Below are 20,748 nucleotides of genomic sequence, written 5' to 3'. Positions count from 1 at the left end.
AAGGAGTCGAGCACCGGAGAGCTTTCCGCCGTCTAGGGTTCCCCATGCGAACATCAGACTACTCACTACTCCGGTCACTGGATCAATCAAGTTTGGTGTATCAAAACATGCCCGTAACCAGAGCTCATCCGGGACGTTAGGGATGTTTTCACCGGGCAGAAGATACTCGCAGTGCACGCTAGTCATGAACGTGTGTGCTGATAAAGGTTTTTAGTCGAGTGGCATCCCGAGTGGATATACTCGCGGGCGCGGCGGGTGGCTCCACCGGGATGTATCCAAGAAAATACCTGCCCGAAGAGTCAACCTCGAAAACAACCACCCAGAGGGCGGACTGCCACTCAACGCGGATCCCGCTCGTCTCGCCGGGATATATGCCGGGTGCGGGCCAGCCGCGCTCTCCCGAATCGATGAGCAGCGTGGCGAGTGTGGCGAGTGCTGACGTGGGAATCAGAGCGGAGGCATCGAGTGATTCGAGCCGTTCTGTCCAGGGTTTGTGCGTCGTTCCATAGTTCATTGTGAAGACCTCGTTTTCGTCCGAATTTGACGGTATGTCAACGTCGGGGGCACGAGGCGATACCTTGTTGAAGGTTACGTCGCAGACGCGGTTGAGGATATGGAAAACCAGCGAGACTTAGCTGAGAATCCGAGGCATATCCGGAACGAAGTTCGGGACTAGTCCGCGGCGGCCGGTTCCAGGCGCACGGTGATTGGGCGGTGGTCGCTGCCCGCCTGGTCAAATTCGGTGTGCACCTTCATTGCCGCGATGTCCCAGATTGGGGTCGCAAAGACGTGGTCGATCGGGGAGCCCAGCAGCGCAGGAATGTTGGTCGGCCAGGTGCCGAGGGCGGCGGTGTGGGTTGCCTGGCCCGCATCGTTGCAACGGCCCAGTGCGGCGCCGTCGCGGCCGAGGCCCGCCATACTATCCAACGTTGCGTTGAAATCGCCGGCGATAATGACGTTCTCCGCATCGCACTGTGCGGCGAGCCAGGCCAGATCCTCGCGCCAGTTGTGCATCTGCGGAGTCGAGGGGGACACCGCGTGGCTGGCGATGATGGTGGGGCCGCGTCCGTCGGTGGGCCGGAGCACCACGCTGGGAACCACGAGGGTGTTCGACGCCCCCACCCCGTTGCTGGTCGCCTGCGTATACGAGCCCAGCGCGGGGGAGATCAGGACCGTGGTTGAGCTTGCGGCCGCAATCTTGCCAAAGGATTCGGTAAACACGTTCATAGGTTTGCCGGCGGCCTTCATCGCCGCGGCCACCTCGAGACCGGTCTGATTTCGAGTCTCGGGCAGAGCCACGATGTCCGCTCCGGAATCCAGGGCGAGCTTGGCAATCGCTGCCGACCCCATCGCGTTCCCCTTGGTATTCCAGCTCAGCACGCTGATGGCGCTTTCGGTTTTGGCGGGAAGTGCCGAGTCATCAAAGCCGCGGTATACCAGGATGCCGGTGTTTGCCACGGCACCGAGGAACATCACCACGGCCATGCTGCCGGCAAAGCCGCGCAGCGGGCGAATGATCCCGATGATCAAAAACAGCACCAGGGCGGCGACACAGCAGGCCACGAGGAGTCCACGCATCGCGGTGATCTGGGCGACGATCACGGTGGTCTGGAGTCCAAACAGCGGGGGCCAGGTCACGATGAGCAGGCCCAGTGCAACCGCAAGGGTGAGGAGAGCGCCGAGGAACTTGAACATGACCCGGTCAGGATATCGGGCGAAATCTGGGAGTTCCCGGGAGGATGCTGAGCATGCGGCCTACACTGGTCAGTATGCCCCTGCAATCCTCCCTCCGTGGTCCCGCCGATCTGCACACTCATTCCAGCATCTCCGACGGTACCGAGACCCCCGGAGAACTGGTGCGGGCGGCGGCCGTGGCCGGATTGGGCACGGTTGCACTGACCGATCATGACACCACCGCGGGCTGGCCCGAGGCGATGGTCGCGGCCCCTGAAGTGGGGGTGAACCTGATTCCCGGCATGGAACTGAGCACCCGACACAACGGCATGAGCGTGCACATGCTCGCCTACCTGTTTGATCCCTCCAATCCCGCGCTGCTCGCCGAAACCGAGCGGATCCGAGTGGCCCGGAAGACACGCGCGGCCGAGATCGTGGAAAACATTCGGGCGGACTATGACCTCACCTGGGAGGACGTGCTCGCCCAGACCACCCCGGGGGCCTCGATCGGGCGCCCGCACATTGCCGACGCGCTGGTGGCTCGCGGCCACTCCACCGACCGCAGTGCCGCGTTCGAAACCATCCTGCACCCGCGCAGCGGCTACATCATTCCGCTCTATGCACCGGATCCCATCGTGGCCATTCAGATGATCCGCGAGGCCGGCGGCGTGCCGGTCATCGCCCACCCGGCCACCGGAACCCGGGGTCGCCTGATCCCCGAGGATGTGGTGGCCGAGATGGTTGAGGCGGGACTTTTCGGGATGGAGATCGACCACCGCGAGAACACCCCCGAGGGGAAGTCGTGGCTGCGGGCGCTGGCCGCCCGCTACAACCTGGTGCTCACCGGATCCAGCGACTATCACGGTGCCGGAAAGCCCAATCGGCTCGGGGAGAACACCACACCGAGCGCGGTGGTGGACGCGATTGTGGCCGAGGCTACCGGGTTCGCCCCGATCATCGCCGACTAGCCCATATACACAACGCCCGCCCCTTCCGAGTTGGAAGGGGCGGGCGTTTTAGTCTGTGCGGCTATTCGGCGGCGGGAGCGGCCTCGGCGGGGGCTGCACCCTCACCGCGACCGCGGCCACCACGCGAGCGACGACGGCGGCGCGGAGCACCCTCTCCATCCTGCGGAGCCGAGGCGGTAACCGGGGCACCCTCAACCGGGGTGACGCCGGCGGCGGGACCGGCGGCCGCGCCGCCACCGCGGGTGCGACGACGGTTACGCGAGGGACGAGCGGAGTCTGCGCCGCCCTCACCCGAGCGTGCGGGACGCTCGGTGCGAGCCTGACCTTCGCCGCGACCCTGGCCCTCGCCACGGGCCGGACGCGATCCGTTGCCACCGCGGGCACCACCATTGCGGGCGGCACCCTCGCGCGGCGCAGCCGGGGCGGCGGGCTTCAGCCGGCCCTTGGTGCCGGCGGGGATGTTCATGTCCTCGAACAGGTGCGGGGAGGACGAGTAGGTCTCGGTGGGCTCGGGCTGACCGAACTCCAGCGCCTTGTTGATCAGGGCCCACTTGTGCAGGTCTTCCCAGTCGACGAAGGTCACGGCGATACCGGTCTTCCCGGCGCGGCCGGTGCGGCCCACACGGTGCAGGTAGGTCTTCTCGTCGTCGGGGATGGTGTGGTTGATCACGTGGGTCACATCGTCCACGTCGATTCCGCGGGCGGCGACGTCGGTCGCGATCAGCACGTCCTTCTTGCCCGCCTTGAATGCGGCCATGCCGCGCTCGCGCTGCTCCTGGCCGAGGTCTCCGTGCACGGCGGTCGCGTTGAAGCCGCGGTCGTTGAGCTCGTCCATCAGGCGGGCGGCGGCACGCTTGGTGCGGGTGAAGATCACGGTCTTGCCGCGGCCCTCGGCCTGCAGGATGCGGGCGATAACCTCGTCCTTGTCCAGCGAGTGCGCGCGGTAGATGACGTGCTTGATGTTGGCCTGGGTCAGGCCCTCATCCGGGTCGCTCGCGCGAATGTGGATGGGCTTGGTCATGAACCGGCGCGACAGGGCGACGATCGGACCGGGCATGGTGGCCGAGAACAGCATGGTGTGGCGCTCGGCGGGGGTCTTGGAGAAGAGGCGCTCGATGTCGGCGAGGAAGCCCAGGTCGAGCATCTTGTCGGCCTCATCCAGCACCATTTCCTGGATCTTGGAGAAGTCGAGCAGGCGCTGGTTGTTGAGGTCGATCAGTCGGCCCGGGGTGCCCACGATCACCTGGGCGCCGGCCTTGATCTCCTCGATCTGCCCCTCATAGGCCTTACCGCCGTAGATGGCGGCGATCTTGGTGGGACGGTTGCTGGCGGCCAGTACCAGGTCCTCATACACCTGAACGGCCAGCTCACGGGTGGGAACCACGATCAGCGCCTTGACGCCGGGCTCGGGGTTGTCGCCGAGGCGCTGCAGCACCGGGAGACCAAAACCGAAGGTCTTACCGGTACCGGTCTTAGCCTGGCCGATGATGTCCTGGCCGGCAATGGCCAGCGGGATGGTCTGTTCCTGGATCGGGAACGGCGCGGTAATTCCCTTACCGGCGAGGGCGTCCACCATGTCCTGGGCGACGCCGAGTTCAAGAAAAGTCACGATATTTAATGCCTGTCATGCAGTGATGTGGTCTACGCCAACGGATTCTGCGTGCGGGCGTAGGGTCCCATTCCAACGATGAGACACTCCCAGCTTACCGGGACGCGTAGACTGAGCGTGTGATTTCCTGGTTTCGGCGGCGTGGCCCCTCCTCAAACGAATCCCAAGTGGTACTGCGCGAGAGCACGGTTCCCACCACCCGGGTGGACTTTGCCGAGCTTGCCTCCGACACCTCCGACTTCCTCGGGCAGTCGGCCTACTTACAGCTCGCGGTGTTCCAGCAGTACTCGGCGATCAGCCGCGACAGCGGTCGCCTGCTGACCACCGAGTTGATCGCAGGGCCCGCCGGGCTGGCGCTGCGTAAGCACCACGAACTGGTGGGGGAGATTCGCCGTCGCGGCGAGGATCCGCAGCTGCTGATGGCCCCCTACGTTCCGGCGATTGATCGTCTGCTGGGCATCGCCCGCGGCGACTCGATCAACGAGGGGCTGCTGGGCCTCTACATCACCCAGGGCTTCCTGGACGACTTCTTCCGCGGCCTGGCCGCGCGCCTGCCCGCCGATCTGGCTCCCCGGATGGAACGTGTCCTCGGGGCCGATAACGGCTCCTCCGTGGTGGTCGGAATCCTGCGCGATGCGATCATCGAGGATCCCCGCCGCGCCCACCGCCTCGCCCTCAGCGGACGCCGTCTGGTGGGCGACATCATGCTGGTGTGCCACGCGGCGCTGCGCCTCGAACCGGTGGGTACCGACACCACCGATCGCGCGCCGGGAAACACTCCCGAGCGGGTCGAACCGGTGTTCACCGAGCTGATCGGTCGGCACACCCAGCGCATGGATGCGCTGGGCCTGACCGCCTAGCTGCCCGCGGCGACAGCTGCGTTAACGGCGCAGCGCCCCACCGAAATGGTGGGGCGCTGCGCGGTACGGCGGAAGCAGGCTACCTAGCCCACAAAACCGATGCGACGGGTCTCTTCGCTGCCGATCTCGACGTAGGCTACCGAACCGGTGGCCACGATGTAGCGCTTGCCCTTGTCGTCGGTGAGGGTGAAGTGCGGGGTGCCGGAGCTGATTGCGTCGCCGACAATCTTCTCGACGTCGGCCGCGCTCTGGCTGGATTCGAAGCCGAGTTCGCGGGGGCTGTTGATGATGCCGATACGGATATCCACGTTGGTGCCTTTCGGTTGCCGGGGAACGGATCCTGGGTTGATTCCAGCGTACGACACCGCCGCCCACCGAAACCCGTTATCCGCGCGTGCCCAGAGCGAACACGCGTCGCGCAGGGTCCGTGATCCCCGCATCGGCGGTGTCTTCCGGGGGATATCGGTGGCTCACGCTAGCGTGGGATCGTGAGCGAATCCGAACCCCTCGATCAAGACCGGTTGTCCGCGAGCCTGGATAACAGCCAGCGTGCCGTGCGGGACCTCCGCGACGGTGCCCACGCGGCGGTGCACGGTGCGCCCGGTTCGGGGAAGACGCACACGCTGACCGAGGTGGTGGCCGACCGGATCATCACCCGCGGCTATCCCACCGACGACGTGGTGGTGCTGGCCGCCGACCGCCGTTCGGCCACCGCGCTGCGAGACACGTTGGCGCTGCGGATCGACCGTCCCACCCGGGGCCCGCTGGCGCGCACCCTGGGTTCGATGGCCTTTAGCTTTGTGACGGCCGCCGCGGTGGCCGATGGGGTGACCGTTCCGCGGCTGCTGACCGGTGCCGATCAGGATACGATCCTCGCCGACCTGCTGGCCGGAGAGGTGGAGGATGAGGGTGCCGCCTGGCCCGAGAGCCTGGGACCCGATGTGCGTGCGCTCGGCGGCTTCCGCACCGAGCTGCGAGAGCTGATGATGCGGCTCGTGGAAACCCGCACCCGCCCCGCCGAGCTGGCCCGCCTGGGGCACCAGCACGAGCGTCCCGAATGGGTGGCCGCGGCCGCATTCATCGCCCGCTATGAGCACGTGATGGACCAGTATTCGCAGCCCCGATTGGACGCCGCCGAGGTGATCGCCGAGGCAACCACGCTGCTGCGTGAGGGCCGCGTTTCGGCCCCGCGCCTGATCATCGTGGACGACTTCCAGGAGCAGGGACCGGGCACGCTGGGATTCCTGGCGGCGGCCGCCGCCGCGGGATCCACGATCCTGGCGTTTGGGGATCCCGACGTGGCCAGCGCAACCTTCCGCGGCTCCGATCCGGCGGCGCTCAGCGGACTCAACCTGATTCTGGGTGCCCCGGTGGAGACGTTCACCCTCACGCAGGTGCATCGGCACGGCCCCGAGCTGCGCGCCGTGATCACCGAGTTGAGCGATCGGGTGGGTGCCGCCGGACGGGTCGAGCATCGCCGCGCGGCCTCGGTGCTGCCCGCTCAGCCCGCGCCCGCAGCGGACACCAGCGGCGACGACGCCACGCCGTCCACCGAGCAGTCCGCCACGCCGCCCGCCGATTCGGCTGCCGACAACCCCGTGGGCCAGGCCTCCGGGGTCGCCGCACAGGCCCCCGTCCACCCGGCCGACGAGCCCCAACGGGGACCCTGGAAGGTTCCGCCCACGCTGCCGGTGGTGCGCATTCGCGCGACCTCCCCGGCAGCCGAGCAGCAGGCGATCGCCCGGATGCTGCGCGAGCGCCACGTGTATCACGGGGTGCCCTGGTCGCAGATGGCAATCGTGGTGCGCTCCTCGGCGTCCATTCCCGTGCTGGCTCGGGCGCTGGCGATGGCCGACGTCCCCACCTCGGCGGAGACAGCTGGCGAGGCCCTGCGCGACCGGTATGCGGCACGGGCGCTGATCCTGGCGCTCGCCGTCGCGCTCGAACGCATCCCGGTGACCGCCGCCCGCTACACCGAGCTACTGCTGGGTCCGCTGGGGGGCTTTGACGGGATCGGCCTGCGCCGTCTGCGTCGTGCGCTGCGCCACGAGGAGCTCCTGGGTGGGGGACACCGGGGATCGGATGAGCTGCTGATCGAAGCCCTCGCCGCCCCCGGAAGATTCGCGACCCTCGACACCCCCGGTGCCCGACGTGCGATGCGCTTTGCCGAAACCCTGGCGCAGGTGCGGGCGGGCTATGCCGCGGGCAACAGCGCCGAGGAACTGGCCTGGATCGTCTGGGATCGCAGCGGCCTGGAAAAAACCTGGACCACACAGCTCGGCCAGGGCGGCCTGCTCGCCGAGGAGGCCAACACCAACCTGGATGCGGCGGTCGCCCTGTTCACCGCGGCCAAGCGTGCGGCCGAACGCGACCCCGATGCCGACGCCGGTATCTTTATCGACTCGCTCCTGGAGGCCGACCTGGGGGAGGACTCGCTGGCGCCGCGGGCGCGGGGTGAGGCCGTCTGGATCGGCACCCCGAGTGCGGTGGTGGGCCGCGAATTCGACGTTGTGGTCGCCGCCCGGGTGCAGGCCGGTGCCTGGCCTAACCTCCAGTTGCGCGGGGCTCTGCTGTATCCGCAGCTCTTCAGTCAGGTGGTCGCGGGCCTGCCCACGACCCTGCTGGATGCGCGGGCCGAACTCCTCTCCGACGAGCTGCGCCTCTTTGTCCTCGCATGTTCGCGGGCGCGCACCCAGCTGGTGGTGTCCACCACCGATGGTGATGACGAACAGCCCTCGCCCTTCCTCCGATTCCCGACCCTCGATGGTGCCCCCGTGCGCACCGGGACCGGCGAGTATCCGCTGACCCTGCGGGGCATGGTGGGTGCGCTGCGCCGCCGCCTGGTGCGCGCTCACGAGGCCGGGCGTCCCGAGGAGGCGGCCGAGGCGGCAAGCCTGCTGGCCCGACTGTCGGACGAGGGGATCGCCGGGGCCTCCCCGGACTCCTGGTACGGTCTGGCAGAGCCCTCCACCACCGACCCGCTGGTGGACCTCAAGGATCCCGACGCACGCGTACGGGTCTCGCCCTCGCGGATGGAGGCGTTTGAGAAGTCGCCGCTGAACTGGTTCATCGAGGACGTGGCGCGCCCGCCAAGCACCGTGGCGGCGGGCATCGGCACGATCATCCACGAGGCATTTGAGCGCGCGGGGATGATCCCCGCCGATCAGATCACCGCCGCCGATATCGCCCCCGAACGGCTGTGGGAGCACGTCTCCGAGCGCTGGGGCGAGCTGAGATTTGAGGCGCCCTGGCTGGCTCAGCGGGAGCGCGCCGGCGTGGACGAGGCTCTGGTGGGTGTGGCCGCCTATCTCTCCGACGCCCTACGCGCGGGCAACGTGGTGCTGAGCACCGAGGGCGGGTTCCGGCTCGAGGTGGGGCAGATCATCATCGGTGGCTCGATCGACCGGATCGAGCGGCGTCCGGCCACCGGCGAGGACACCGAACCGGTGATCGTGATCATCGACCTCAAGACCGGACGCAGCATTCCCACCCAGAAGTCGATGCTGACCCACGCCCAGCTCTCCGCCTATCAGCTCGCGCTGACCCGCGGGGCCGTGTATACCGAGGTGCCGGATGAGGCGGCCGCTGCCGAGGCATCCACCGGTGCGGCTGCGGACGCGCCGGTCGCGGCTCACGTTGCTCCACTGGCCGACTCGCCAGTCGACGCGAGCACCGAGGCACCCGTTGCCCCGGTCGCGGCCCCCGCCGAGCCCGCGGTTCGCCGCCACCCGATCACCGGGCGCTCGGGCGGCGCGATGCTGCTCTACGTGCGCACCCCCACGGTCAAGGCCTACGCCGAGCGCGTGCAGGAGGTCCAGACCGAGGAGGAGCTTGCGGCCTTCGAGGAGCGCGTGGAGACCGTGGGCACCGGCATGGCCGCCGCGACCTTCGTCGGCGTCTTCGGCGAGGGCGAGCACGATCCCCTCACCCGCCTGACCTACCGTATCCACCTCATCGCGGCCGTCTCGGAGTAATCATGACCCAGTCGAATCAGACCCCCGCCCTGAGCGCGCTCGACATCGCCGCGCTGCTGGGGCTGCCCGCCCCCACCGCCGAGCAGATCGCGGTGATCGAGGCTCCACTGGAACCCGCCCTGGTGGTGGCCGGCGCCGGCAGTGGGAAAACCGAGACGATGTCGAATCGGATCGTCTGGCTGCTCGCCAACGGCCACGTCCGGGTGTCCGAGATCCTCGGGCTCACCTTCACCCGCAAGGCCGCCGGTGAGCTGGCCGAGCGGGTTCATCAGCGCATCACCCAGCTGCGTCAGGCGCTCGCGGATCGGGGCGGTCAGGGCGTCGAGATCGACGTGCTCGAAGCCCCCACCATCGCGACCTATAACGCGTTTGCCAGCGGCCTGTTCCGGGAGTATGCGGCGCTGATCGGTCGGGAGGCCGACGCCACGGTGATCGGTGAGGCCTCGGCGTGGGCGCTCGCGCGTCGGGTGCTGATCGAGAGTAAGGATCCGCGGCTGGTCGAATCCGCCCGCCCGCTGTCCGCGCTCGTGCAGGGGGTGCTGCGGGTCTCCCGCGGGATCAGCGACAACGATGCGCGCGAGCACACCGAGAAGATCGTCGCCCTGGCCGAGGAGTTCCAGACCCTCACCGAGTTGCCGATCAACGACGAGACCACCGGCAAGCGCAAGCGCAGCCCGAATAAGGACCTGATGGCCGCGGCCGCCGATCTGGCCGAGTTGCCGATGCTGATCGAGCTCGCCGAGGAGTATGCGGCCCGCAAGCGCACCCGTGGGTTCATCGAATTCTCCGATCAGGTCGCGCTGGCCCTGGAGATCGTGCGCACCCTGGAGCGGGTATCGGTCGAGTATCGGGCACGCTATCGGGTGGTGATCCTGGACGAGTATCAGGACACCTCGGTCGTGCAGACCGAGCTGCTGTCGCGCCTCTTCGGTGGGCACGGGGTCATGGCCGTGGGCGATCCCAACCAGTCGATCTACGGCTGGCGCGGGGCCTCGGCGGCCAACCTCGCGCGCTTCTCCTGTGACTTCTCGGTGGCCCGGACCCCCGGATACCGTCCCGCCGACACCGCCGCGCGCTTTACCCTGTCCACCTCCTGGCGAAACCCGGGCCTGGTTCTGGATGCGGCCAACGCCCTGGTCGCGGCCCTGCCGGTGGCTGAGGGCGTCCCGGTCAAGACCCTGGCCCCGGCAACGTTTGCCGGTCCCGGTGGTGTGCGAATCGCCTTCGAGCAGACCGTCGAGGATGAGGCGGAGGCGGTGGCTGAGTGGTTCGCCGCCGAGCTGGATCGTCCGCGTGGAGACAAGGAGCGCGGCGAGAAGGCGCGCTCGGCCGCGCTGCTGTGCCGCTCGCTGAAAAAGGTGGATCCCTTCCTGCGCGCCCTCGAAGCCCGCGGGGTTCCCTACCACGTGCTCGGACTGGCCGGGCTGCTGGATCAGCCGGTGATCGTGGACCTGGTGTGTGCGCTGCGAGTGCTGCACGACCCGAGTGCCGGATCCGAGCTGATCCGTCTGCTGGCCGGCGGTCGCTTCCGCATCGGACCCCGGGATCTGCGCGCGCTGGGCAACCTGGCTCGCTGGCTCGGAGAGCGCGATCACCGGCTCGCCCGGGTCCCCAAAGAGGTACGCGATAAGCGCTTCGGATCCGCCGATGCCGAGGACAACCCCTCGCTCGTGGACGCCCTCGACTTCCTGGAAAACGCCCCCGCCGATCATAAGGCGCTGGCGGATTTCACCCCAATCGCGCTGGAGCGCATGCGCGAGGCGGCAACCCTGCTGACCGGACTGCGTCGCCGGGTGGGCCTCGGCCTGCACGAGTACGTGGGCCTGGTTGCCCGCGAGCTGGGACTCGACCTCGAGGCCGCGGCGAATGAGCACCAGGTGCTGGCCGGGCCGAGTCTTGAGGCGTTCGCCGAGCAGATCACCGCGTTCTTGCAGGTGGATGAGACCGGCACCATCGGGGCGTTCCTGGAGTGGCTCGAACAGGCCGAGCAGCACGAAAACCTCAGCCCGCGCGGCGAGGAACCCGAGCCAGGGACCGTTCAGGTACTCACAATCCACGGAGCCAAGGGCCTGGAGTGGGACAGCGTCGCGGTCCCGCGCATGGTGTCCGGGGAGCTCCCCGGAACCCCGCGCAGCCGCCGCGGGTGGACCGCGTTTGGCGAGCTGCCCTACGCGTTCCGCGGTGACGCCGCCGAGCTGCCCGAGCTCGCCTGGCGCGGGCTTGAGAGCCAGCCCGCGTTTGAGCTGGCCTATGCGAGCTTTGGCGATCAGATCGACACCCAGCACGCGCACGAACAGCGTCGCCTGGCCTATGTGGCGGTCACCCGGGCCAAGGACACGCTGCTGCTCTCGGGATCGTTCTGGACCAACGCGGTCAAGCCGCGCGAGCCCGGGGTGTACCTCTACGAGGTTGCGCAGGCCGTGCCCGTGGCTTGGGATGGGGACGCACGATACGAGGATCCGAGCCTGCCGTCCTCGCCGCTTGAGGAGGAAAACCCACGCACCGATCAGATCCGCAGCCTGGTGTGGCCGCGGGATCCGCTGGGGGAGCGACGTCGGGCCGTGACCGCGGCGGCCGCGGCGATCCGGAGCGCCGATCCGCGCCCGATCGATCCCGAACACCCGAGCGAGGACGCCAGCAACGTGGACCTGCTGCTGGCCGAACGTCACCACATCCTCACCGGTGGACCGGCCCGGGTGGATCTGCCCGCGCGCATCCCCGCATCCAGGTTCAAGGACTTTGTGGTGGACCCGATTCAGGTGGCCGCGCGCATTGCCCGACCGGTCCCCGAGCGGCCCTACCGTCAGACCCGCCTGGGAACCCTGTTCCACGACTGGGTGGAGAACCGCGCGGGGCTGATGGGATCGCAGGAAACCATCGACGCCCAGATGTGGGAGATCGACGATGAGGAACTCGGGGGCACCCTGGCACCCGTTGCCGAGGCCGAACGCGAACGCCTGGAGGAGCTGCAGGCCACCTTCCTGCGCTCGGAGTGGGCGGACCTGGCACCGATCGCGGTGGAAATCGAGATCAACTATCGCCTGGCGGGCAAACTGATCATCTGTAAGCTCGACGCCGTCTATGAGCGTGAGGGGCGCATTCAGATCGTCGACTGGAAAACCGGGAAGGCACCACGTTCGGACGAAGAGCTGCGCGAGCGTCAATACCAGTTGGCGCTCTATCGTGAGGGCTACGCTCGCTGGACCGGAACCGACCCCCGCCTGATCGACGCCGTGTTCTACTATGTGGCCGATGATCGGGTCCTGCGCCCGGAAAAACTCTCCGACGCACACGAACTGGTTCAGGCCTGGGAGAGGGCCGTGGCGACCCATTCGATGTAACCTGCGTATGGCCCCCAAACGGGGCCTATCGCAGGCCGAACGGGACCCCTATTCTGGGCACAGATGACCGGTCCAACCGGCACCGGCCGCAACCTGGTCAGGGGGACCAATGAGCGAACAGCGTCGAGAAGTAATTATTTTAGCCGCGGGCAACATGATCGCTGAGTCCGGCCTCGCCGGCCTCAGCATCGCCGCGGTTGCACGGAACGCGGGATTTGGGCCCGCCACCGTGTACTCACTATTTCCAGCCAAAAATAACCTGATCGCCGCGGTCACGGTGAATGCGTATTCGGTCATGGCGAATCGCATTCGTGCGGCGATCGGTCACGATGATCCATTCCGCAGCCAGCGATCGGCCGCCGAACGCCTAGACACCGTGGTGCGCGAATTTGCCCGGGTTGTGCTGGGCGAGCGGGCGTTTGCCACGGCTCTGATTCATGAGCCCGCGGGCCCCGAGGTGGTGCGCGAACGCGTGTATTGCCGTCGGGACGCGGCAACCCTGGTTGAGGAGATTCTGCAGGACGGTGTTGCCAGCGGGGAACTCCCCGAGCAGCCCACCGCCCTGATCGCCGGGGCGATTGTGGGAGCCCTGATCGAGGGCCTGGTGGGTGGGAACTCACCCAGCTCCGCCGAGCTGGCGGGGAACCCCGCCGGGGAGGGAAGCTGTGTGGATGCGCTGTCCCGGTTCGTCCAGGGTGCCAGTGGCGTCCAGGGAGAGCTTCTCGCCGCATAGGAATCCGACACAGAAACGCCGCGATCCGAGGATATCGGATCGCGGCGTTTCAGCGTTATGTGGGAAGGTGGCCGACCTAGCGGTCCGAGCCGCCCGAGGGGATTTCTCGGGTTTCCTCCTGGTCGGGATCGCTCGTCTCGGAGGTAGCCTCAGCGTTCGTTGCGGGCTCGGCGGTGTCATCCCCCAGGACGTCCTCGGGTAGACCAATCGGCCCCGTCTCATTGGAGACCGCGGTTTCCTCGTCGAAGTCGTAGGTGTCGGTTTCCATACCGATCTGCGCGGTGGAGGGCGTGGTTTTTGGGGTGCTCTTGAGGAGGGTCTCAACGTCCCCCACGGCAAGCACCGGGTCGGCCTCGGGATTGATCGGCTCGGAGAGGTTCCCCAGGACACTGTCGACGAGTCCGTCGAGCAGCCCCACGGCGTCCTCGATGACCTCCTGATTGCGGGTGTCCAGTCCGTGCAGGAGCCAACGTGCCAGTTCGAGCTCGGCGTGCAGCAGCGCCCGCTGTCGGATAAACCGATCCGGGGTGCGGGTGCAGGAGATCCGATAGGAGGCAAACACGTCATCGGCGGCCTCGGGGGCCGCGCTGAGCCAGTGCAGATCGCGGGCGGGATCGCTCACCCGCAGGCCGCTCCACCCGACCAGTCCGCTGACCACCGGTCCCACCTCGTGGTCGGTGATCAGGAAGGATTCGGTGCTCAGCGTGCCGTTGATGACCACGGGCTGGAACTGCCACAGGCTGTCATCGTTGGCGGCGTCGCTCCAGCGCTGGCGGATCGCCGCGGGCAGACGCCGGGTGGAGGCCGCGCGCTCGATCACGTTTAGGGCCTCGTTTCGGCACTGTGCGGCGGTCAGGGCTGGCAGTCCGATCTCGGTCACGAAGGAGGCGGGCAGGGTGTGGATCGCGGCAATAGCCCCACCGATCGAGGTGGCGACACCGTCTCCCGGAGGAATGTATGCGGCGGGCACATGAAATCCGGGCAGGAATTTGGACACCACAATTCGGCCGGGGCTTGCCGGTGCCTGGCCGATCACGGTGGGTACCTCGAACGGCAGACGACTGCGAATGCCCGCGGTCATGGCCTGGAGGGCGATGAGCTCGATGGCCTGTTCGCCGGCCGCACGCTCGTTGCTGGGGACGCGCACCACGACGTCCTCGTCGGTGCCGGTACGCAGGAGCGCCGAGTCGAAATCTCCGGATCCATCAAGTGCCAGGGTCCCGCTTGCACGCACCTCGAGTCCGGGCACCGCAGCGGTCGCCAACGCGGCTAGAGTTAAATGCGATCTGACCATGTTCTCTAGGTTAGATCGCGACGACCCGTGATGCGGGCCGCCACGCCCGTTCACAGAGGGAGCCCATGTCCAATCATCTTCAGGCCGCAGCCGACAATTCGGACCGTTTCGGCATCCTCGCCGACCTTCCACTCTCCCGCAGTGAGATCGACCGCGACTACACAACCCGCGAGAATCCGGACCTGGCGATCGACTTGCTCGCCGATGCCGACGCTCGGTATCTGCTGATGCGTGCGGGCACCACGGCGGTGGAACACGCCCGGTTGCGCCTGTTTCGGGCGAGTGAGCTCCCCGCCGATATTGCGACCCTGCCGCCAACCTACCTGGGCCGTGCGCTCCAAGATGAGGCGGGTACCCCCGTCGGGGCCCGCATCGTGAGCCTGGATCTGGACGTGCTGAACGGCGCGGATGCAGCCGGAAGCGAGGCCGATGAGGCCGCCGCCCGGGTACATCCGAATGGCGAGTGGGGGAGCCTGCGAGACTTCGGGGCGGTGTTTGAGGCGCGCGATGCCGGCCTGCTCACCGAGGCTTTGGCCCTGGTGAACTGGCACCGATCGAGTACCTTCTGCTCCCGTTGCGGCCACCTGACCGAGGTGCGCCAGGCCGGATGGTCGCGGCACTGCCCGAACTGTGGGGCCGAGCATTTCCCGCGCACCGACCCGGCGATCATCGTGTTGGTCACCGACGCCGAGGACCGGGTACTGCTGGGTTCCAATGCGCTGTGGCGGGCGGGGCAGTACTCGCTGCTGGCTGGGTTTGTCGAGGCGGGGGAGTCGCTGGAGCAGGCAGTGGTCCGGGAAATTTTCGAGGAGGCCGGGGTCCGGGTTGTTGACCCGCGCTATCGCGGATCCCAGCCCTGGCCGCTGCCGCGCTCGCTGATGCTGGGCTACACCGCCCGGGTGGCGGCGGATCAGGATCCGCTTGCGGTGACCCCCGACGGCGAGGAGATCCTGGATCTGCGCTGGTTCTCCCGCGAGTCTCTGCGCGCCGAGGCGGGCACGCTGACCCTGCCCGGAACGACCTCGATCGCCCGCGCCCTGCTGGATGACTGGCTGAGTGCCGACGGCGGAGGAGACATTGCCGCCGCGCAGGCCGACCGGTCGGGACCCGCCTGGGCATGAGCATGAACCTTCAACCGGTCTCCACCGATCCCGAGGCGCTGCTGGCGGGGCTGGATCCCGACCAGCGTGTGGTTGCCGAGTCCCTCGGCGGTCCGGTGTGTGTGCTGGCGGGTGCCGGCACCGGAAAGACCCGGGCGATCACCCACCGAATCGCCTATGGGGTTGCGACAGGTACCTTCGCGGCGAACCGGGTATTGGCGCTGACCTTCACCACCCGGGCGGCGGCCGAACTGCGCTCCCGGCTCCGTGTGCTCGGTGCGCACGGCGTATCTGCGCGAACCTTTCACTCGGCGGCACTGAGCCAGCTGAACTACTTCTGGCCGCACACCGTGGGCGGGGCCTTCCCCACCCTGATCAGCGGTAAGGGTAAGCTCCTGGGCCAGCTCGCCGAGGCTCGCCGACTGCGTTTGGATACCGCCGCGCTGCGCGACCTGGCCGCCGAGATCGAGTGGCGTAAGGTCAGCGGGCTGAGCATCGAACAGTATGCGGAGTCGGACCGGCCCGGTATCGGCTCGATCTCCCTCGAGCAGGTGGCGACCCTGCAGCAGGGGTACGAGGATCTCAAGGATGAGCGTAAGCAGCTCGACTTTGAGGACGTCCTGCTCACCTGCGTGGGCATGATCCACTCCGAGGCCTCGGTGGCGATGCAGGTGCGAGAACAGTTCCGGCACTTCGTGGTGGATGAGTACCAGGACGTTTCTCCGCTGCAGCAGCAGCTGCTGGACGCCTGGCTCGGCCCGCGCAACGATCTGTGTGTGGTGGGTGATGCCAGCCAGACGATCTACACCTTCGCCGGGGCACGCAGCTCCTATCTCTTGGACTTTGAACGTAACTATCATGACGCGACCATCGTGCGTCTGGAGCGAAACTATCGCTCCACGGCCCCCATCATCAAGGATGCCAACGCCCTGATGCGGGGACGGGCGGGAGCCCTGGAACTGCGGGCGGCGGATGCCGCGTCCCCGTCCGGCTCCGACGGCCCGGGCCGCGCGGCCGCGAGCCCCGCACCGATCACCGCCCGCTTCCGCGACGATCTTGCCGAGGCGCGCGGGGTGGTGTCCCGGATCCTTGAGCTGCATGAGTCGGGAACCGAGCTCGCCGACATCGCGATCCTGTTCCGGGTCAACGTGCAGTCCTCGGTGTTTGAACAGGCCCTGAACGAGGCCGGTCTGGCATTCCGCATGCACGGCGGGACCCGCTTCTTTGATCGGCCCGAGATTCGTCAGGCCCTGATGGAGCTGCGCGGAGCATCGGTATCGATCGTGGGTGAGCCGCTGTTCAAATCGGTGAGCGACGTGCTGCGTGCCCACGGCTGGACGGTGGATCCACCCGAGCAGCCCGGCGCACTGCGCGAACGCTGGGAGGCCCTGAACACGCTGATGGACCTGGTGGACCGCGCGGCACCCGGAACAACCCTGCGCATGTTTACCGATGAGCTCCTGGAGCGTCAGGCGGCCGGAGCCGAACCCACCCAGCAGGCCGTCACCCTGGCCACGATGCACTCGGCCAAGGGCCTGGAATGGGAGACGGTGTTCCTGGTGGGACTCAGCGAGGGGCTGGTGCCGATTAGCTACGCCACCACCGAGACGATGGTGGATGAGGAGCGGCGACTCATGTATGTGGGCATCACCCGGGCCCGCTCGCGCCTGATGCTCTCCTGGGCGGAGGGCGCACCGCGCGGTGGTGGGAGCCGAATGCCGTCCCGTTTCCTCACGGAAATGGGGCACTCAACCCGTTAGTCCCGGGCGCGGGCCCTGAGCCCGTGGGCCCTGAGTCTGCAGGCCCCGATTCCGCAGGCCCCGATTCCGCAGGCCCCGAGCCCGCGGGGTCGCCGGCACCGCAGGCACACTCGGGGTGCGGGAAGATCTGTTCTCGCCGACCGCGGATCGAGGACCCATCCATCACCAGGATCCCCGTGCGGAGCTCTCGGCTATTCGCCCGCAGCCGCGCATGGACCGCCGCCAGCACCGGCCCCACGGCCAGAGCCGAGAGCGGCGGTTGAGCGCTTGCTGCCAGGCTCCGATGTGCCTGAATCGCCAGGGATGCCCAGGTGGGATCGCGGGCCGCCGCGGAGCGCTGGACGCACCCGATGCACGGACCGGTGCCGGGTTCCACGAGCGGGCCGATTCGCACCTGACGATCCCAGCACACCACGGCCAGGTGGGGGATTTCCTCCGAGAGCCAGGGGGCGTAGCGGTGGGGCGGAATCACAAAGTTATCCACCAGGACCACGAGCGCGGGGCACCGGGTGGCCGCGAGCGTGGTGCGTGGAGGATCCAGCCGCACCGAATCCGCGGTCTGCGCGATCGCCCGCACCAGCGGGTGTGGATGTCCGCGGAACTGTCCCAGAATTGCCCATCGGGGAGTGCGCGATCGGCGGCGGGCCGGACCCGTGTCGGGATGGTCTTCGAGCGCGGGATCGAGCACCCTGAGCAGCGCATGAACCTCCGCCGTGGTCAATCCGCCCCGTGCCCCGAGCTCCTCCAGCAGGGACACGGTGGCACCGGCGCAGAGCGCCCCCAGCAGGTGCTCAACCGCGGGCGTCACGGCGGTGAGGGTGATGGCAGCAGGTGGGTCAAAACCGATCTGAAACTCGGTTGGGGTGCGCCATAGCAGCGGAAGAGTGGGGTTGAGTTTGATCATCATGGATCGAGTGTGCGCCCCGGCGCTCCGGATCACCCGGACATGCGCTGTGCGAATGGGGCGGACTCGGGACACAGCTCCCGCCGCCTGACGGGTCTGTCCGGTGCCGCCCCGAACGCACACATGCGCGAGATCCCGAGGGATCTCGCGCATGTGTGCGTTCGCCGTGATTAGGCCGTGGGGGTGTCCGGGCCGGGCTCGGTCGAATCGGTCGAGCTGCCGTCGGTGCTTCCGAATTCGCCGCGCAGCAGCGCATCCAGGGCGTCATCCATTTCATCGCGCTCGGGCACCTCGCCGCGGGCCAGCGCGGTGAGGCGGGCAATGAAGCCCTCGGGGTCGTCGATGTCCGCGGCGGTCGGCACCAGATCCGGGTGTGCCCAGAGTGCGTCGCGTGCCTCGGTACCCACGGCCTCGGTCACTGCCTGCCACAGCGCCGCGGCTTCGCGCAGTCGGCGCGGACGCAGTTCCAGACCCACCAGCGCGGCGAAGGCCGACTCGGCGGGGCCGCCGGTTGCGCGACGACGACGCACGGTTTCGGCGATCGCCTGAGCCCGCGGCAAACGCACGGTGGCCTGGGCAGTGACAACGTCCACCCAGCCCTCGATTAGCGCGAGGGTGGTTTCCAGCGATGCCAGCGAGGCGAGCTGGGACTCGGTCTTGGGCGGAATCAGCGAGCCGTTGCTCAGCGCGCTGCGCAGCTGCTCGGGGTTGCTCGGGTCGAAGTCCTCGGCCAGGGATTCCATCGCATCGATGTCGATCGAGATACCGCGGGCAAACGCGGTAATCGCGGAAATCAGGTGCAGGCGCAGCCAGCGGGCGTTGCGGAACAGACGCGCGTGCGCGAGTTCGCGTACGGCCAGGTAGAGCTGAACCTGATCGGTGGGGATATCCAGGCCCTCGCCGAAGGCGGCGATGTTCTGGGGGACCAGGACCGCGTGGTTATCCTCCATCAGCGGGATGCCGATGTCGCCACCGGACACCACCTCGCTGGAGAGCTGACCCACGACCTGTCCCAGCTGCATCGCGAACAGGGCGCCGCCCACGCTGCGCAGCATCTGGCTGGCACCGGCGATCATGCCCCGCAGCTCCTCGGGTGCCTGCTCCTGCAGGACCGTGGCGAGCGCATCGGAGATGCTGCTGGCCACCGGCTCGGCCACCTCGGTCCAGACCGGCATGCTCAATCGTGCCCATTCGGCACGGCTGACCAGGGTCGGGGAGGCGCTCAGCTCGGAGAACGTGGTCGCATCGGCGAGCCACAGCGAGGCCACGTTGAGAGCCTGTTCGAGGGCATGGCGCTGCTCCTCGGGGGTGTCCACGCTCTGGGCGTTGGCGATCTGGCGTGCCTGATCTCCGGCCACACCCCAGTTGACGCCGCCATCTGTGGATCCGCGCATCGCGTTTTGCAGCTGGCTCAGCATGGCCGAGAGCGCGGCGGGATCGGCGGGCAGACCGGCGGCACCGGCGAGCTGGGACGGGTCGATACCGCCCTGCCCGGAGATAAACCGGTTCAGCATTTCGCGGAACTCGTCCTCGGGGTTGCCTGCGTTTTCGTCTGGCACGTGTGCCACCTTTCCGAATGCTCCAAGTAGCCCTTTCTACGCTACAGGTACGTCCCGAAGCGGCATCGGTTTTTCGGGCAATTATCGTCCGCCCGCCGCGAACAGTGTGCGTGACGGGCCGAAAACCGGGCCCCGGACAAATTCATGGTTGGATGGAGGAATAACATCCCCGAAGGAATGGACCCGAGTATCAGCCCGCACACCCCGGATCATGACGCTGGCGACCCGTCGGCGTCGTTCCCGCATGAGGTGAACGAGGTGGATCCGGCCCAGGCCCTCCCCAGCTTCCCGGCACCACTGGACCGTGCGGCCCCCGAGGCTACCGACGCCGACGCCGCGCTGCTTCAGGAGACCGAGGTGGTGCCGCTGCGTCCCAACCTGGCGCTGGCGATCACCGGGACAATTCTGTTTTTTCCGGTCGGAATCTTTGGCCTCTGGCAGTGCATCCTGGCCCGGCGCGGCCTGGCCGCCGGCGCCGGCGCGGTGGCGATCCAGCGCGCCGGACGCGGTCGCACCCTGTCCATCGTCGCCGTATGTGTGGGGGCACTGGGCTGGCTGATGGTGGTGCCGCTGTGCCTGCTGTTGGGATTAGGGGTTGCGGTGAACAGCGGCGGCGTCGCGGGAACCCGGATCGTGGATGTGACGCCCGCCGAGGGGGCGCGGACCGTCAGCGTCGAGCTTGCGGCTTCCTCTCCCGTGCCCGCCCGCTACACCGTGCTGCGTCCGGATGGCTCCGAGTACTCCGACACCCTGATCGCGTTGAAACCCATTCGGCTGGATATCGCGGTCGGCGACTATGCCGAGATCCGCGTCGTCAGCGATCACCCCGACGGCGAGGTCTCCTGCACGCTGCGTGGCGAGGAGGAGGAACTCACTATCCAGCACGGCGCGGGCTTCGCCCTGTGCGGCGTCGCCGGTGTGGAGTGAGTGGATCTCAGTGAATTTGAGGTTTCCAGGCTCTAGTCTGGATGT

Annotated in this window: 14 protein-coding genes; 8 read left to right on the top strand and 6 right to left on the bottom strand. The window is 67.8% G+C overall.

Annotated elements, in window-relative coordinates; genetic code table 11:
* Positions 1-672: 672 nt before the first annotated feature.
* Positions 673-1,695, bottom strand: coding sequence for an endonuclease/exonuclease/phosphatase family protein (locus tag D9V34_RS12895; protein ID WP_121687022.1), 1,023 nt, complete (start codon positions 1,693-1,695; stop codon positions 673-675).
* A gap of 74 nt (positions 1,696-1,769) precedes the next feature.
* Here D9V34_RS12895 and D9V34_RS12890 point away from each other — a divergent pair, with 74 nt between their 5' ends.
* Positions 1,770-2,642, top strand: a complete 873-nt coding sequence (locus D9V34_RS12890) for a PHP domain-containing protein (RefSeq protein ID WP_121687021.1) — start codon at positions 1,770-1,772, stop codon at positions 2,640-2,642.
* A gap of 61 nt (positions 2,643-2,703) precedes the next feature.
* Here D9V34_RS12890 and D9V34_RS12885 read toward each other — a convergent pair whose 3' ends face one another.
* Entirely contained in the window at positions 2,704-4,254 is a 1,551-nt protein-coding gene (locus D9V34_RS12885) for a DEAD/DEAH box helicase (RefSeq protein ID WP_183091802.1), read from the bottom strand.
* A 116-nt stretch (positions 4,255-4,370) separates the two neighbouring features.
* Here D9V34_RS12885 and D9V34_RS12880 point away from each other — a divergent pair, with 116 nt between their 5' ends.
* The gene (locus D9V34_RS12880) at positions 4,371-5,111 is read left to right on the top strand and encodes a ferritin-like fold-containing protein (RefSeq protein WP_121687019.1); all 741 of its coding nucleotides are present in this window, start codon (positions 4,371-4,373) and stop codon (positions 5,109-5,111) included.
* An 83-nt stretch (positions 5,112-5,194) separates the two neighbouring features.
* Here D9V34_RS12880 and D9V34_RS12875 read toward each other — a convergent pair whose 3' ends face one another.
* A complete protein-coding gene (locus D9V34_RS12875; RefSeq protein WP_030148536.1) occupies positions 5,195-5,419 on the bottom strand; it encodes a DUF3107 domain-containing protein in 225 nt (74 codons plus the stop codon).
* Between the two features lie 180 nt (positions 5,420-5,599).
* Here D9V34_RS12875 and D9V34_RS12870 point away from each other — a divergent pair, with 180 nt between their 5' ends.
* The 3 genes from D9V34_RS12870 to D9V34_RS12860 all read left to right on the top strand — a co-directional run bounded on the left by D9V34_RS12870 (position 5,600) and on the right by D9V34_RS12860 (position 13,159).
* On the top strand, positions 5,600-9,085 hold the full coding sequence (locus tag D9V34_RS12870; RefSeq protein ID WP_121687018.1) for a PD-(D/E)XK nuclease family protein: 3,486 nt from the start codon (positions 5,600-5,602) through the stop codon (positions 9,083-9,085).
* A 2-nt stretch (positions 9,086-9,087) separates the two neighbouring features.
* Positions 9,088-12,426, top strand: a complete 3,339-nt coding sequence (locus tag D9V34_RS12865) for an ATP-dependent helicase (protein WP_121687017.1) — start codon at positions 9,088-9,090, stop codon at positions 12,424-12,426.
* A 109-nt stretch (positions 12,427-12,535) separates the two neighbouring features.
* On the top strand, positions 12,536-13,159 hold the full coding sequence (locus D9V34_RS12860) for a TetR/AcrR family transcriptional regulator (RefSeq protein ID WP_121687016.1): 624 nt from the start codon (positions 12,536-12,538) through the stop codon (positions 13,157-13,159).
* Positions 13,160-13,235: 76 nt separating this feature from the next.
* Here the strand turns inward: D9V34_RS12860 and D9V34_RS12855 are convergent, their stop codons facing one another.
* Complete coding sequence (locus tag D9V34_RS12855) at positions 13,236-14,453, bottom strand: phosphotransferase (RefSeq protein ID WP_147441568.1); 1,218 nt, start codon at positions 14,451-14,453, stop codon at positions 13,236-13,238.
* 65 nt (positions 14,454-14,518) lie between these two features.
* On the opposite strand from D9V34_RS12855, the gene nudC reads away from it, so the two are divergent.
* Together nudC and D9V34_RS12845 are read left to right on the top strand one after the other, a co-directional pair.
* Positions 14,519-15,574, top strand: coding sequence for an NAD(+) diphosphatase (nudC, locus tag D9V34_RS12850; protein ID WP_121687014.1), 1,056 nt, complete (start codon positions 14,519-14,521; stop codon positions 15,572-15,574).
* 2 nt (positions 15,575-15,576) lie between these two features.
* Entirely contained in the window at positions 15,577-17,313 is a 1,737-nt protein-coding gene (locus D9V34_RS12845) for an ATP-dependent helicase (protein WP_121687013.1), read from the top strand.
* Here D9V34_RS12845 and D9V34_RS12840 read toward each other — a convergent pair.
* Both D9V34_RS12840 and D9V34_RS12835 read right to left on the bottom strand, forming a co-directional pair.
* Positions 17,285-18,220, bottom strand: coding sequence for a TOMM precursor leader peptide-binding protein (locus tag D9V34_RS12840; protein WP_183091784.1), 936 nt, complete (start codon positions 18,218-18,220; stop codon positions 17,285-17,287). The genes D9V34_RS12845 and D9V34_RS12840 overlap by 29 nt on opposite strands.
* A 167-nt stretch (positions 18,221-18,387) precedes the next feature.
* Complete coding sequence (locus D9V34_RS12835; protein WP_425454441.1) at positions 18,388-19,776, bottom strand: zinc-dependent metalloprotease; 1,389 nt, start codon at positions 19,774-19,776, stop codon at positions 18,388-18,390.
* 177 nt (positions 19,777-19,953) lie between these two features.
* Here D9V34_RS12835 and D9V34_RS12830 point away from each other — a divergent pair, with 177 nt between their 5' ends.
* Positions 19,954-20,703 carry a hypothetical protein gene (locus D9V34_RS12830; protein WP_121687011.1) on the top strand — a complete coding sequence of 250 codons (750 nt, stop codon included), beginning with the start codon at positions 19,954-19,956 and terminating at the stop codon, positions 20,701-20,703.
* Positions 20,704-20,748: the final 45 nt, after the last annotated feature.

The sequence above is a fragment of the Mycetocola lacteus genome (assembly GCF_003667575.1).
Classification (GTDB): domain Bacteria; phylum Actinomycetota; class Actinomycetes; order Actinomycetales; family Microbacteriaceae; genus Mycetocola; species Mycetocola lacteus.
This window is presented reverse-complemented; position numbering and strand designations above follow the sequence as displayed.